This is a genomic window from Shewanella sp. WE21, from assembly GCF_002966515.1.
Classification (GTDB): Bacteria; Pseudomonadota; Gammaproteobacteria; order Enterobacterales; family Shewanellaceae; genus Shewanella; species Shewanella oncorhynchi.
This window is the reverse complement of record NZ_CP023019.1, coordinates 3856779-3871884: the sequence shown is the minus strand read 5'-3', so window position 1 is coordinate 3871884 and position 15106 is coordinate 3856779. Positions and strand designations below refer to the sequence as shown.

Below are 15106 nucleotides of genomic sequence, written 5' to 3'. Positions count from 1 at the left end.
TTTAATTGCTGTAACTCAGGCTAATTCGCCTGCATTATTGTCATTTTGATGTGCATTGATTACGACATACATTCGACGAAAGCCATTATGAATAGAAATCAACAATGAATATATTGCATAAACACCTATTATTCCTAGGCTAGAAGTCTTACTTCTCAATAAGATTAATCCTATCAGCAGAAAATAATTTAATTATTTATTATGTAAATAATAGTAAAACCAACCAATTCATTTAGTCCACCACCATTTATAGGATAATTCCTAATCACTATATAAGAATTGAAGCGTTGCCAATACAGCGCCAGCAAACTAGCATAGTTAGTAACAACTATTTAATAAATAGTCTCTGGTATTTTTTGAGTGTTTGGGTAGAAAACGTCTATTAGAATGATTTTTATCTGCATAATTTTCATGTAGATAATTGATAGTTTACATTTAAATTTCCTGAATCTATAAATGCGCAACAATGAATACGACACAGGCACAAATAGCACTATATGACCAACCTTGGTACATATTGATTTATGGCATGGGAATATCTGAAATAACGGAGTTAACATTGTTTAATCAATCTGCTAAACCCAGTTCCAAAGCCCCATTATTACTAACGGACAAAAACCAACCGTCGACATTCGCTATAAATAAAAAATATGATTGCAAAAATGTTAATAACGACATTGTTAACGATGACACATCAATTTCGTATAAAAAAGAAGAGTGCTTATGTGGACAGCCCGTAAATATTAACACTTTAATGAATAAAGCACAGTGGGATAGTTTATTATCTGGAAAATCTGCAGAAGTTTTAATTGATACTGTTGCCTATTTTCAGCCTCAGTTCCATGTAACAAGTGGAAAACTTTATGGAGCAGAGGCATTGGCCCGTTGGAATCATCCAAAACTGGGTGTACTTGGCCCTGAATACCTATTGCCCAGAATGCATTCGAACATAATGCGCAATGCGTTGTGGAAGCAAATGTTAGATTACATCATCAACATGTTGAAACATTTGCAAGGTTCAGGTTTAGATTTAGATTTATGCCTCAGCGTTAATATCAGTGCAGATATCGCAAGTTCCGCTCGCTGGGCAGAAAATACGATACATAGGGTAGCGCAATCTGGGATCAACTCCTCCCATATCGGCATAGAAATCACAGAGGATTATGCAGGATTCGAAGTAGAACTCGCGGCTGCAATTAGTAAATTAAGATTACAAGGATTTAAATGTGCTATTGATGACTTTGGCACTGGTTTCTCTTCATTACAGCGTCTAGCCCTGACTCCTTTTAATCTTTTAAAAATAGATAGAATTTTCGTACATCAAGCAAGAGAAAGCCTTGTCAGCCATAAAATATTAGCCAATACAATTCTCTTAGCCCATGACTTAGGGTTAAGTGTCATCGCGGAAGGGGTAGAAACTGAAGCTGACCTTGAGCGCATAACGAATTTAGGAGCAGATATTGCCCAAGGATATTATTTTGCAAAACCGATATCTGCTGATAATTTTATCCAATATGTAAGAAACTGAGCACTTTAAGAAACGAATTAACCAACAGCTATTGGCTAGCTATAAATAAAGGATTAGAAATGAATTTAAATAAAAAACCAATCTATAAATATGTAAAACATCTTTTTTTAGGTGCATTTATCTCTGTTATTACGATTGACGATGCGGCAGCGACTTGCTCTGTGAGTTCAGGAGTTGCAGCTCTTGTGAACTTTACACTTAATGGAAATATAAATATTCTCCGAGACACGCCAATTGGAACAAGGGTTTATCGTTCTAACGCTACCTACCCTAATTCCGAACCTCAATATCAGTGCACTGCTAATGATAATATAGGTATACAAAATGCTATTGGCGCCCCATCCAACGGTTCAAATATATTCCCTATTGGCACAACAGGTTTAGGCTTTAAGTATATTTGGAGTGACAGAGATATTTTAAAAGACTATTATAATACAGTTAGCACCTATAATAACTGGGTGAAATTCCCGACTTCAATACCATATTATCTTGAGATATATAAGATTGGCCCTACCCAGACTATTATTGAAATTCCGGTTGGGGATATAGGATATTATAGTGCTGGACATTTAAGAGTAACTTACTTCAGAAATGCAACTAAAATGGTCATAACACAGCAAACATGCACTGTTTCAAATATAAACGTGCCTATGGGTGTTCAACCAGCATCAGGATTTCAAGGGATTAATACTCGAATGACACCAACAGCTTTTGCAATTAATCTTAATAACTGTCCGAGTGGTATAAACTCTATAAAATATCGGCTCGATCCAACGACAACTATTATCAATCCAACGAAGTCAGTTGTTACGCTACAATCCAGCTCCACTGCCAGTGGTGTTGGTGTACAGATACTCGATGCTTCCAGTAACCCTTTACCTTTGGGTGTTGATAATGTCTTTTCAGGTTATGCTGCAACAGGTGGAAATTACTCTATTCCCCTTAAAGCTGCTTACTATCAAACCGGTTATATCGCCAAAGGTGGCAGTGCAAATACGTCGTTAACATTCACTATGACATATCAATAAACTAAGAGGCAAAGAAATTCCTCAAGTTCAAATCTAGTATTAAGAGTATTCCATATGTCTAAAAAAATTTTGCGGATTATTATTGCCGATAAAAAACATGATAATCGCCTATGTATTGAAAAACAACTTAACTCATTAGGCTACTTTAGAATAATCACGACGGCTTCATTTGCAGAGGCATCTCGTTTAGCACAAGTTGAAAACTTTCAAGTTGGGCTAGTGATCATTGAAGAAAGCCTTATTCATACGGAACATTTTAATCAGCTACGTACTCAATCGGCAACACCCAACATTTTGGTCTATCGAACTCAAATGTTCACTACTTGGGACCAAACATTGATTGGATTACCCGATATAGAAGCATTAAGAACAGTGATGTCAAACTTTTAATTAAATATATTGACTAACAAATTATGTGATTTAAAAATTAACAACATTTTTGTAAATGCTCATTACACTTTTAAATATAATAGCTGCATATTCTCCCCCCCAAAGGGCTTGTTAAGTTTCCCTAACAAGCCTTTATCTTATTACAATTAATCGACTAAACCGCGGCGCTTTAACAGTGCCTCTGTTGTCGGTTTTTTACCCGTAAAGTGAATATAATCTTGCATGAGATCTTCACTGTTACCTTTAGATAAGACTTCCTTACGGAATTTGTCACCATTATCGGCTTTTAAGCCACCTTGCTCACCCATATAAGCAAAGGCATCGGCGGCAAACACTTCGGTCCACAAATACGCGTAATAACCTGCGGAATAACCACCGGAGAAGGCATGGCTAAAGTAGCTCGATTTATAACGGGGTGGAATTGGCGCAAAATCAAGACCATGTTTAGCTAGCACTTGGTGCTCAAACTTCTCTACATCGCTAATTTGAGTATCGGCGCTGATAGAGTGCCATTCCATATCTAACAAGGCCGCTGACAGGTACTCAACGGTATCAAAACCTTGGCCAAACTTATTTGCCGCTAAGATTTTATCGAGCAGCGCCTTAGGAATTGGCTCACCCGTTTTATAGTGTTTGGCATAGTTAGCAATCACAGCAGGATCGATATTCCAATCTTCGTTAACCTGTGATGGGAACTCAACAAAGTCACGTGCGGTTGATGTGCCAGCCACGCTTGGGTATTTCACCTGCGAGAATAAACCGTGTATCGCATGGCCAAATTCATGGAACAGAGTGGTCACTTCATCGAAGGTCATTAGCGTTGGGCCATCGGCTGGCTTAGGAATATTAAGCGCGTTATAGACTACGGGCTTAGTGCCGAGCAGACCGCTTTGGGTGACGAACTCATCCATCCACGCGCCGCCGCCTTTGCCTTCACGGGCATACGGGTCTAGATAGAATAAGCCAATAGAACTGTTATCTTTATCAAAGACTTCAAAAGCTAAAACATCGGAATGCCACACGGGTAAATCAGTACGCGGTTTTAAGCTGATGCCATATAATTTATGCATAGCGAAAAACAGCCCGTCTTTCAGCACAGTATTAAACTCGAAATAAGGCTTGATACTGCTTTCATCGAGGGAGTATTTCTCTTTACGCACTTTGTCGGCGTAGTAAGCCCAATCCCAAGGTTGCAGCTCAAAATTACCGCCCGCCTTTTTGATTTCAGCTTGAATATCAGCCACTTCCACTTTGGCGCGAGCTAAAGCTTTTGGCGCTAAATCATCGAGGATTTCATACACAGCGGCTGGTGTTTTCGCCATTTGATCGGCAACCGCATAGGATGCCCAAGTATCGAACCCCAGTAAATTGGCTTTTTTAGCACGTATTTGCGCCATTTTGACAATCAATGGACCATTGATTGCGACGGCTCTGTGCGCCGAGGTTTCCCATACTTTTTGGCGCAGTTCACGGTTACTCAGGCTAGAAAGCACAGGTTGGCGTGTCGTGTTGACTAAAGTAATCAAATAGCCTTCTTTTCCCGCAGCTTTGGCCGCTGCGGCTAAAGTAGCAATTTCGCTGTCGGATAAACCGGCTAACAGGGCTTTATCAGTCACAACAATCACATCATCTTTAAATGATTTTAAGCTGTTTTGTGAAAAGTCCGTCGCTAAGGTTGCAAGTTCAGCGTTAAAGTCGCGCATCTTAGCTTTATCTTCGGCCGACAATTTCGCGCCAGCGCGGACAAACTGCTCATAGTAGTATTCAACTAAACGCTGATCTTCCGCATTTAGGCTGCTCTTTTGCTGATATACGGCTTCAACACGGGCAAATAAAGTCGGATCGAGATAAATATTATCTCGGTGGGCAGATAGCTTAGGTGCAAGATCCGCTTCGGTTTTCTGGAAATCATCATCAGAAATCAGACCTGCGAGATTAAAGAAGGTACGCGATACGCGCGTTAACAATTCACCCGAGGTTTCCATGGCGAGAATGGTATTGTCAAAACTAGCCGCTTGTTTGTTATTCACAATCGCAGCGATTTCTGCATCGTGAGCTTTAATGCCCTGCTCGAAGGCGGGAGCATAATCTGCGGACTGAATAAGATTAAATTGCGGCGCTTGATCTTGCAGTGGACTCTTGCTCAGCAGCACATTAGTTGCTTGCGCTTTAGCAGCAGTTTGAGTCGCAACGGCATTTTTGGCTTCATTGGTGCTTACATCAGGCTTGTCTGAACAAGCGCCAAGTAACAATGCCGCAGCTACGGCTGTGGTAATAACGGACTTACGCATATTAACTCCCTTGGATGTTGCTGCCCTTTCGATTGTATTTTTAAGGTGAAAGGTGCGCGCAAACGGATTTTGGCTTTCGGTTTACAACAGTCTGTTTTAACGAACTTGTGTAGCTTCGTACGTCAATTTCGATGAACTACCTTAACAAGTTACGCGCATTTCAGCCAAGTTTTACCCGCCCAGAGCACAGCTAATTTGTATCACTTTATGTGTATTACCCGTCTAAATAAGCCTATGCCAACGCTACGCTAAACCTAACTCACCTCAATCAAGCCAAGAGACATGCGAGCATAGGTGATCAACATTGGCTAAAATTTGATGTAAAAGAATTATTTAAAACAATTCTACTGAAGTTTTACGTCAAATATCCCCGACATAGACAAGGGGCTGAGCAAATAAAATGCCATTCCAATAACAAATATTAATTCTTCTTAATAAACTGTTTACTGTAATTATTAACACATTAATGTAACAAATAAACAGGCTAAACGGCTCACTATTTAGGCAAGCAAACCTTGAGTCACAATTTGAAACAGCTTTTATCCGATTAATGTCACATTCAGATCATCAAATGTCTTTATAATTCCCGCTCGTTAACTTAGCAGCAAATTAACCTAACAGTTAAATTACGCCGAATTAACGGGATGATGGGCATGTTCTTTTACGGAACATGCATTGGGGTCAAATAAATATAAATAGAGATAACTATGTTAAATAAGAAAATACTCGCAGTGATGATCACTGCCGCCCTTGGTGTAAGCGCCTGTAATTCTGATGACGACAAAGTCGTTCAAGCCGATTTACGGGTACTCGAAACCACAGATCTGCACACAAATATCATGGATTTCAACTACTACAGTGGCAAAAATGACCCAACTATCGGTCTAGCCCGTACTGCAAGCTTAATCCACGCTGCACGCAACGAAGCCAAAAACAGCGTACTCGTCGACAACGGCGATCTACTACAAGGCAGCCCAATGGGCGATTACATGGCTAAAGTTGGCCTGCAAATGGGTGATATTCATCCAGCCTATAAAGCCATGAACCTATTAGATTATGAAGTCGGTAATATCGGTAACCATGAATTTAACTATGGTTTAGATTTCTTAAATAAATCTATTAGTGGTGCAGATTTCCCTTATATCAACTCAAACGTTTATTGCGCCGACGATAATGGTTGCTGGAATGAGGTTAAAAAAGGTGAGCATTTATTCACCCCTTATATCATCAAACAAAAAAACATCATCGACAGTGAAGGTAATAATCAAACCATTAACATTGGTTATATTGGTTTTGTGCCACCGCAAATTCTATTGTGGGATAAACAAAATCTGACGGGTAAAGTGACGGTCGAAGATATTATTGAAACCGCGAAAAAATATGTCCCAGAAATGAAAGCCAAAGGGGCCGATATCATTATCGCCATTCCTCACTCTGGCATTGGTTCAACGGAAAATCCTGGCGATCCTATGGCTGAAAATGCCACTTACGCTTTGACTTATGTTGATGGTATCAATGCGATTCTATTCGGCCACAGCCACTCTATCTTCCCTGATGCTAAGTATGCCGACTTACCCAATACCGACGTCACTAAAGGCCTACTGAACGGCGTCCCCGCAGTGATGCCAGGTCGTTGGGGTGATAACTTAGGGGTTGTTGACTTTAAACTTGAACGTAGAGATGGTAAATGGCATGTCCTTAGTGCGAAAACGCAAGCTCGCCCCATATATAATGGTGCGACTAAGGAAGAGTTAGTTAGCCAAGATCCCGCAATTAAAGATGCAGTCGCAGCCGAGCACCAAGGAACCCTCGCCTTTGTGGATGAACCTATCGGCGTTGCCGCAGCCGACATGTACAGCTTCCTTACCTTAGTGCAGGACGACCCTACGGTACAAATCGTTTCCGATGCGCAAATCGCTAACGTGAAAGCGAAATTACCTGCAGCATTAAAAGGTCTGCCAGTGCTATCAGCCTCCGCACCCTTTAAAGCGGGCGGTCGCCACGGTACAACCAGTGATGCCGATCAATTTGTGCAAGTTGATAAAGGCCCACTGACCTTTAAAAACGCCGCCGATCTGTACCTGTATCCCAATACTATGGTGGCAGTCAAAGCGACGGGCGCCGAATTGAAAGATTGGCTAGAGTGCTCAGCAAACCAGTTCAATCAAATCGACCCAGCAAAAACCACCCCACAAAGTTTAATCAACTGGGATGGTCATCCAACCTATAACTTCGACGTACTCGATGGGTTAACCTATAAAATTGATGTGACCCAACCAAGCAAGTTTGACCGCGATTGCGCCGTCGTTAATGCCAGCGCAAACCGTATCGTTGATTTAAGCTATAAAGACGAAAACGGCAAAGTCATGACAGGTGAAGAATTTGCCGCGAAAGAATTTATCGTCACCTCAAATAACTACCGCGCCTTTGGGGGTAAGTTTGCTGGTACGGGTAGCGACCATGTGGTGCTTGAACTGCCCGATACTAACCGTGAAGCACTAGCTGCCTATATCACAGCGCAATCTCAGTACAACGAAACCACAGGTAAGTACGAAGCTATGGTCAATCCAAGTGCCGATTACAACTGGGATTTCAAAACCATCACCACGAATGTCGCATTGGACGTTCGCTTCGAAACCCAAGACAGTGACAAAGCCGCTGCCTTTATCGAAGCCAATAAACAACGTGAAATGAAGAAGATAAGCAAGGATGAACTGGGTTTCGCCGTTTATAGCATCAACCTAACCAAATAAGCGTTCAATCCCGAAATATCATGCTCAAAAAGGCTCCTCGTGAGCCTTTTTTATTCCCTGCAGATCAAATTAACGCTAATCTGCGATCTATAAACGGCGTGTCGCCATTTAGTTCATCATGCTCCACACTAAAGGTTAAACCTGCTTTGTGTCGCCAAATATCTGCCTTATTATTTAGCGGCGTCCTCGCAACAACAGAGAAATCTTATGAAATATCAATCAATCTTATGTGCCACGGCATTAGTGCTGGGGACTGTGCAGCCAGCAACGGCCGATGTTCATCTCAAACTACCTAAAAATGCTGAAGTGTTAACGGTCAATGGCAAGCCAGCCGTAAAGAGTGGCGATCTCGTTTTAGCCGATGGGACCAATCAGATTGCCTTCCGTTATGCCGCGCAATATCGACAACAAGCTGACTCAGTGCATTATCTCTCCGACGTGCTCATCGTCCGTTTTGATGCATCAGCACAAACACTCACGCTGACACTTCCCGCCATCAACTCAGCCAGAGATGCAAAGAAATTTGATGAGTCACCTAAGCTGACACTATTAAATGCTCAAGATGAAGCAGTGGGTTTTACCAGTGATAAATTGATTAAGAATGGCATTCAACTGGGACGGGATTTCGAACACGAGATACTGCAGTACAACCTTAGTAATCATCCGGCTTCATTAAATCTCACTATGAATACCGCAACAACGCAAGCAAGCGACGCCATTACACCAGTATTGGCAAGCCAGCCACAAATACGCCAAACAGCAGTAGTCACATCCACGAGCTTGATCGCGTCAGCAGTTATGTCGTCAGCAGCCGCAGCGGTCAATGACAAGGCTCAGCAAATCACTCCAGCGACGACACCTAGCCAAGCTGAAATCAGTCAAATGCTGGATTACTGGTACAAACAAGCTAACGACAATACCAAAGCCAGCTTCAAAGCTAAAATCAACAAAGAGTGACCCATAGAGCACGCAAGCGTTGAAGAGAGTATTTGTCCTCCAACCATCAACATTGCTTCAGCTATCTATTTCAAACCGCCAGCTTAGTGTCACTATGAGCTGGCGGCTCTATTACAGTTCATAAAATGAGAACTTAGTAAAACTTAATCTCATTAAGAAAGCGTTCAATAAACCCATTCCCACTTCACAGCTTAATGTAATTTAAGCCTATCAACGTCCTAACCAATAAAGCCCTTTCAAAAATACTAAAACGTGCAAATTCCAGACGCAAAAAAGCCAGCTTATTCAGCTGGCTTCGTTGCATCTCAATGAGATAATTAGGCGCTTGGCGATGACCTACTCTCACATGGGGAGACCCCACACTACCATCGGCGCGTTTGCGTTTCACTTCTGAGTTCGGGATGGGATCAGGTGGTTCCACAAGGCTATTGTCACCAAGCAAATTCTGTTTATTACCGTGTCCATCTCTGGCTCACGTTAATAATAATTCGGAAAGCTGATTTTCTTTGTTTGAGTTCAAACTTTATCAAGTATCTGTATTCTGTCTAAGGCTTCTTTGTAAAACCCATCTGGGTTGTATGGTTAAGCCTCTCGAGTCATTAGTACATGTTAGCTCAACGCCTCACAACGCTTACACACCATGCCTATCAACGTCCTAGTCTCGAACGGCTCTTTAGAGGAATTAAATTCCTAGGGATGACTCATCTTAGGGCTCGCTTCCCGCTTAGATGCTTTCAGCGGTTATCGATTCCGAACGTAGCTACCGGGCAATGCCATTGGCATGACAACCCGAACACCAGCGGTTCGTCCACTCCGGTCCTCTCGTACTAGGAGCAGCTCCCTTCAATCATCCAACGCCCACGGCAGATAGGGACCGAACTGTCTCACGACGTTCTGAACCCAGCTCGCGTACCACTTTAAATGGCGAACAGCCATACCCTTGGGACCGACTTCAGCCCCAGGATGTGATGAGCCGACATCGAGGTGCCAAACACCGCCGTCGATATGAACTCTTGGGCGGTATCAGCCTGTTATCCCCGGAGTACCTTTTATCCGTTGAGCGATGGCCCTTCCATTCAGAACCACCGGATCACTATGACCTACTTTCGTACCTGCTCGACGTGTATGTCTCGCAGTTAAGCTGGCTTATGCCATTGCACTAACCGTACGATGTCCGACCGTACTTAGCCAACCTTCGTGCTCCTCCGTTACTCTTTGGGAGGAGACCGCCCCAGTCAAACTACCCACCAGGCACTGTCCCTAATCCCGATAAGGGACCTAGGTTAGAACATCAAAACTACAAGGGTGGTATTTCAAGGACGACTCCATCATGACTAGCGTCACAACTTCAAAGTCTCCCACCTATCCTACACATGTAGGTTCAATGTTCAGTGCCAAGCTATAGTAAAGGTTCACGGGGTCTTTCCGTCTAGCCGCGGGTATACGGCATCTTCACCGCAATTTCAACTTCACTGAGTCTCGGCTGGAGACAGCGTGGCCATCATTACGCCATTCGTGCAGGTCGGAACTTACCCGACAAGGAATTTCGCTACCTTAGGACCGTTATAGTTACGGCCGCCGTTTACCGGGGCTTCGATCATGAGCTTCTCTTGCGATAACCCAATCAATTAACCTTCCGGCACCGGGCAGGCGTCACACCGTATACTTCCTCTTGCGAGTTTGCACAGTGCTGTGTTTTTGATAAACAGTTGCAGCCACCTGGTATCTGCGACTCCCGTCAGCTTAGAGAGCAAGTCTCATCACCAACAGGAGCGTACCTTCTCCCGAAGTTACGGTACCATTTTGCCTAGTTCCTTCAGCCGAGTTCTCTCAAGCGCCTTGGTATTCTCTACCCGACCACCTGTGTCGGTTTGGGGTACGATTCCCACTAACCTGAAGCTTAGAAGATTTTCCTGGAAGCATGGCATCAACTACTTCAGTCCCTTAGGACCTCGTCATCAGCTCTCAGTGTGTACATTAAAGTACGTGTCCCCGGATTTGCCTAAGAACACCACCTACCACCTTAAACGCGGACTACCAACGCCGCGCTAGCCTAGCCTTCTCCGTCTCTCCATCGCAGTTAGCGGAAGTACAGAAATATTAATCTGTTTCCCATCGATTACGCCTTTCGGCCTCACCTTAGGGGTCGACTCACCCTGCCCCGATTAACGTTGGACAGGAACCCTTGGTCTTTCGGCGAGGGGGTTTTTCACCCCCTTTATCGTTACTCATGTCAGCATTCGCACTTCTGATACCTCCAGCGTGGGTTACCCCTTCACCTTCAACGGCTTACAGAACGCTCCTCTACCGCGCACAGTAAACTGTGCACCCGTAGCTTCGGTGACTAGCTTAGCCCCGTTACATCTTCCGCGCAGGCCGACTCGACTAGTGAGCTATTACGCTTTCTTTAAATGATGGCTGCTTCTAAGCCAACATCCTAGCTGTCTAAGCCTTCCCACATCGTTTCCCACTTAGCTAGTACTTTGGGACCTTAGCTGACGGTCTGGGTTGTTTCCCTTTTGACGACGGACGTTAGCACCCGCCGTCTGTCTCCCGAGTAGTACTCATTGGTATTCGGAGTTTGCAAAGGGTTGGTAAGTCGGGATGACCCCCTAGCCTTAACAGTGCTCTACCCCCAATGGTATTCGCTCGAGGCGCTACCTAAATAGCTTTCGAGGAGAACCAGATATCTCCCGGTTTGATTGGCCTTTCACCCCCAGCCACAAGTCATCCGCTAATTTTTCAACATTAGTCGGTTCGGTCCTCCAGTTGATGTTACTCAACCTTCAACCTGCCCATGGCTAGATCACCGGGTTTCGGGTCTACACCTTGCAACTAAACGCGCAGTTAACACTCGGTTTCCCTACGGCTCCGCTATTCGCTTAACCTCGCTACAAAATGTAAGTCGCTGACCCATTATACAAAAGGTACGCAGTCACGGTCTCAAGAACCGCTCCCACTGCTTGTACGTATACGGTTTCAGGTTCTATTTCACTCCCCTCACAGGGGTTCTTTTCGCCTTTCCCTCACGGTACTGGTTCACTATCGGTCAGTCAGGAGTATTTAGCCTTGGAGGATGGTCCCCCCATATTCAAACAGGATGTCACGTGTCCCGCCTTACTCGTTTTCATCAATGGTTAGTTTTCATGTACGGGGCTATCACCCTGTGCCGCTGCGCTTTCCAACGCATTCCACTAACACCCCACTGACTTAAGGGCTAATCCCCGTTCGCTCGCCGCTACTAGGGGAATCTCGGTTGATTTCTTTTCCTAAGGGTACTTAGATGTTTCAGTTCCCCTCGTTCGCCTCGCAACACTATGTATTCATGTTGCGATAACAGCTTATGCTGCTGGGTTCCCCCATTCGGACATCGTTAGCTCAAATGCTTGTTACTAGCTCGCCAACGCTTTTCGCAAGTTACTACGTCCTTCATCGCCTCTGACTGCCAAGGCATCCACCGTATACGCTTAGTCGCTTAACCATACAACCCAAATGAGTTTCACTCACCTGAGTCGCATTGCGACCAGCTTGGTTTTACTTGTCTCACTTCTGACCAAAGAAGTGGACGCGCCTTAGACGTAAACTATTCAGCAAAGAATAATTTACTATTGAATATTCAAGACACTTAATAAAGTGTTTGAGAACTCATGTTCAATGCTTTCGCATTAAACGTTTTGTAATTAATCACATGACAGACTCATGTAATTAAATACTATCAGCTTTCCAAATTGTTAAAGAGCGGGCTTAAAAAAGCCAAAGATAATTTTTAAGTTTATCTTTGGCATCTCTATCCATAGTGCATATGCCTTATTACTTTGCAATAAAGTTAGAATAAGGTGTAAATGGTGGAGCTATGCGGGATCGAACCGCAGACCTCCTGCGTGCAAGGCAGGCGCTCTCCCAGCTGAGCTATAGCCCCATTTACATGCAGTGCGAGTAAGTAAGATGTTCCAAACCTCTAAAAGGATTGGTTTGCCAAATCGAGTTATCCGCGGCAAATTAACGCGACGTTTAGTTCACTAAACGAGTGTTAATTTAACAAAGGAGAACGAAGATTTGGTGGGTCAGAGTGGACTTGAACCACCGACCTCACCCTTATCAGGGGTGCGCTCTAACCAGCTGAGCTACAGACCCATCTTTGATAAACCTATTTGACTAGGTCCATTTTTTACTCTTTCTTCTATCAAGCAAATCTGTGTGAACACTCAACAAACATTAAGTTAGTCGTATAGGTAAGGAGGTGATCCAGCCCCAGGTTCCCCTAGGGCTACCTTGTTACGACTTCACCCCAGTCATGAACCACAAAGTGGTGAGCGCCCCCCCGAAGGTTAAGCTACCCACTTCTTTTGCAGCCCACTCCCATGGTGTGACGGGCGGTGTGTACAAGGCCCGGGAACGTATTCACCGTGGCATTCTGATCCACGATTACTAGCGATTCCGACTTCATGGAGTCGAGTTGCAGACTCCAATCCGGACTACGACGAGCTTTGTGAGATTAGCTCCACCTCGCGGCTTTGCAACCCTCTGTACTCGCCATTGTAGCACGTGTGTAGCCCTACTCGTAAGGGCCATGATGACTTGACGTCGTCCCCACCTTCCTCCGGTTTATCACCGGCAGTCTCCCTAGAGTTCCCACCATTACGTGCTGGCAAATAAGGATAGGGGTTGCGCTCGTTGCGGGACTTAACCCAACATTTCACAACACGAGCTGACGACAGCCATGCAGCACCTGTCTCACGGTTCCCGAAGGCACTAAGCTATCTCTAGCGAATTCCGTGGATGTCAAGAGTAGGTAAGGTTCTTCGCGTTGCATCGAATTAAACCACATGCTCCACCGCTTGTGCGGGCCCCCGTCAATTCATTTGAGTTTTAACCTTGCGGCCGTACTCCCCAGGCGGTCTACTTAATGCGTTAGCTTGAGAGCCCAGTGTTCAAGACACCAAACTCCGAGTAGACATCGTTTACGGCGTGGACTACCAGGGTATCTAATCCTGTTTGCTCCCCACGCTTTCGTGCATGAGCGTCAGTCTTTGTCCAGGGGGCCGCCTTCGCCACCGGTATTCCTCCAGATCTCTACGCATTTCACCGCTACACCTGGAATTCTACCCCCCTCTACAAGACTCTAGTTCGCCAGTTCGAAATGCTATTCCTAGGTTGAGCCCAGGGCTTTCACATCTCGCTTAACAAACCGCCTGCGCACGCTTTACGCCCAGTAATTCCGATTAACGCTCGGACCCTCCGTATTACCGCGGCTGCTGGCACGGAGTTAGCCGGTCCTTCTTCTGTAGGTAACGTCACAGATATAGCGTATTAAACTACACCCTTTCCTCCCTACTGAAAGTGCTTTACAACCCGAAGGCCTTCTTCACACACGCGGCATGGCTGCATCAGGGTTTCCCCCATTGTGCAATATTCCCCACTGCTGCCTCCCGTAGGAGTCTGGGCCGTGTCTCAGTCCCAGTGTGGCTGATCATCCTCTCAGAACAGCTAGGGATCGTCGCCTTGGTGAGCCATTACCTCACCAACTAGCTAATCCCACCTAGGTTCATCCAATCGCGGAAGGCCCGAAGGTCCCCTCCTTTCCCCCGTAGGGTGTATGCGGTATTAGCAGTCGTTTCCAACTGTTATCCCCCTCGACTGGGCAGATCCCTAGGCATTACTCACCCGTCCGCCGCTCGCCGGCAAAGATAGCAAGCTATCTTCCCGCTGCCGCTCGACTTGCATGTGTTAGGCCTGCCGCCAGCGTTCAATCTGAGCCATGATCAAACTCTTCAATTAAAGTTTTGTTGCTTCTGTCTTGCGACTTCAGCGGCTCAATGAATTCTACTGTTTTGATTCGCTTTGCTCACTAATAAGCATCGCGTTTCAATTCATACATTACTGTATGTACATATTACTATGAACACTCAATCATGCTTCCCATTAAGGAGAATGACTTGAAAACATTGATTTAAATTTTTGACTGCCAACCCGAAGGTTAAGCAGTTTCGATTAACTCAACACCTGTGAGTGTCCACACAGATTTGCTTGATAAATTGTTAAAGAGCATGGTTATCAGCTTATTCAGCGTTTAACCCTTGACCCCGCTGGGTCAGTGGATGCGCATTATAGGGATGTCAGATTTTACCGCAACCCCTTTGGCGCGAATAATTACGAAAA

The 15106-nt window shown here is 44.6% G+C and carries 6 protein-coding genes, 2 tRNA genes and 3 rRNA genes; 5 read left to right on the top strand and 6 right to left on the bottom strand.

The features are described from left to right. Positions 1 to 466 precede the first annotated feature (466 nt). From CKQ84_RS17180 to CKQ84_RS17170, 3 genes are read left to right on the top strand one after another with little or no spacing between them, the layout of a single operon-like run. The gene (locus tag CKQ84_RS17180; RefSeq protein WP_105252167.1) at positions 467 to 1528 is read left to right on the top strand and encodes an EAL domain-containing protein; all 1062 of its coding nucleotides are present in this window, start codon (positions 467 to 469) and stop codon (positions 1526 to 1528) included. Positions 1529 to 1587: 59 nt separating this feature from the next. Further along, on the top strand, positions 1588 to 2556 hold the full coding sequence (locus tag CKQ84_RS17175) for a fimbrial protein (protein WP_105252166.1): 969 nt from the start codon (positions 1588 to 1590) through the stop codon (positions 2554 to 2556). Between the two features lie 54 nt (positions 2557 to 2610). After that, complete coding sequence (locus CKQ84_RS17170) at positions 2611 to 2946, top strand: hypothetical protein (protein WP_105252165.1); 336 nt, start codon at positions 2611 to 2613, stop codon at positions 2944 to 2946. Between the two features lie 146 nt (positions 2947 to 3092). On the opposite strand, the gene CKQ84_RS17165 is transcribed toward CKQ84_RS17170, so the two are convergent. After that, positions 3093 to 5237 carry a M3 family metallopeptidase gene (locus CKQ84_RS17165; protein WP_105252164.1) on the bottom strand — a complete coding sequence of 715 codons (2145 nt, stop codon included), beginning with the start codon at positions 5235 to 5237 and terminating at the stop codon, positions 3093 to 3095. A 707-nt stretch (positions 5238 to 5944) separates the two neighbouring features. Here CKQ84_RS17165 and CKQ84_RS17160 point away from each other — a divergent pair. Together CKQ84_RS17160 and CKQ84_RS17155 are read left to right on the top strand one after the other, a co-directional pair. Continuing rightward, the gene (locus CKQ84_RS17160) at positions 5945 to 7990 is read left to right on the top strand and encodes a bifunctional 2',3'-cyclic-nucleotide 2'-phosphodiesterase/3'-nucleotidase (protein WP_105252163.1); all 2046 of its coding nucleotides are present in this window, start codon (positions 5945 to 5947) and stop codon (positions 7988 to 7990) included. Between the two features lie 207 nt (positions 7991 to 8197). Continuing rightward, positions 8198 to 8947 (top strand): DUF2057 domain-containing protein, encoded by a 750-nt coding sequence (locus tag CKQ84_RS17155; protein ID WP_105252162.1) that lies wholly within the window; start codon positions 8198 to 8200, stop codon positions 8945 to 8947. Between the two features lie 323 nt (positions 8948 to 9270). On the opposite strand, the gene rrf is transcribed toward CKQ84_RS17155, so the two are convergent. The 5 genes from rrf to CKQ84_RS17130 all read right to left on the bottom strand — a co-directional run bounded on the left by rrf (position 9271) and on the right by CKQ84_RS17130 (position 14725). Beyond that, a 5S ribosomal RNA gene (gene rrf / locus CKQ84_RS17150) occupies positions 9271 to 9386 on the bottom strand. Between the two features lie 139 nt (positions 9387 to 9525). After that, positions 9526 to 12428: ribosomal RNA gene (locus CKQ84_RS17145) — 23S ribosomal RNA — on the bottom strand. Positions 12429 to 12790: 362 nt separating this feature from the next. Further along, positions 12791 to 12866 (bottom strand) — tRNA-Ala (locus CKQ84_RS17140). Positions 12867 to 13004: 138 nt separating this feature from the next. Further along, positions 13005 to 13081 (bottom strand) — tRNA-Ile (locus tag CKQ84_RS17135). Positions 13082 to 13180: 99 nt separating this feature from the next. Further along, positions 13181 to 14725: ribosomal RNA gene (locus CKQ84_RS17130) — 16S ribosomal RNA — on the bottom strand. The 16S, 23S and 5S rRNA genes sit together here with 2 tRNA genes alongside, the layout of an rRNA operon. Positions 14726 to 15106: the final 381 nt, after the last annotated feature.

What these genes read in the sequence shown, in the direction of transcription:
- CKQ84_RS17160 (WP_105252163.1), top strand. Translation starts at nt 5,945, where the DNA reads ATGTTAAATAAGAAAATACTCGCAGTGATGATCACTGCCGCCCTTGGT.
- CKQ84_RS17180 (WP_105252167.1), top strand. Translation starts at nt 467, where the DNA reads ATGAATACGACACAGGCACAAATAGCACTATATGACCAACCTTGGTAC.
- CKQ84_RS17175 (WP_105252166.1), top strand. Translation starts at nt 1,588, where the DNA reads ATGAATTTAAATAAAAAACCAATCTATAAATATGTAAAACATCTTTTT.
- CKQ84_RS17155 (WP_105252162.1), top strand. Translation starts at nt 8,198, where the DNA reads ATGAAATATCAATCAATCTTATGTGCCACGGCATTAGTGCTGGGGACT.
- CKQ84_RS17170 (WP_105252165.1), top strand. Translation starts at nt 2,611, where the DNA reads ATGTCTAAAAAAATTTTGCGGATTATTATTGCCGATAAAAAACATGAT.
- CKQ84_RS17165 (WP_105252164.1), bottom strand. Translation starts at nt 5,237, where the DNA reads ATGCGTAAGTCCGTTATTACCACAGCCGTAGCTGCGGCATTGTTACTT.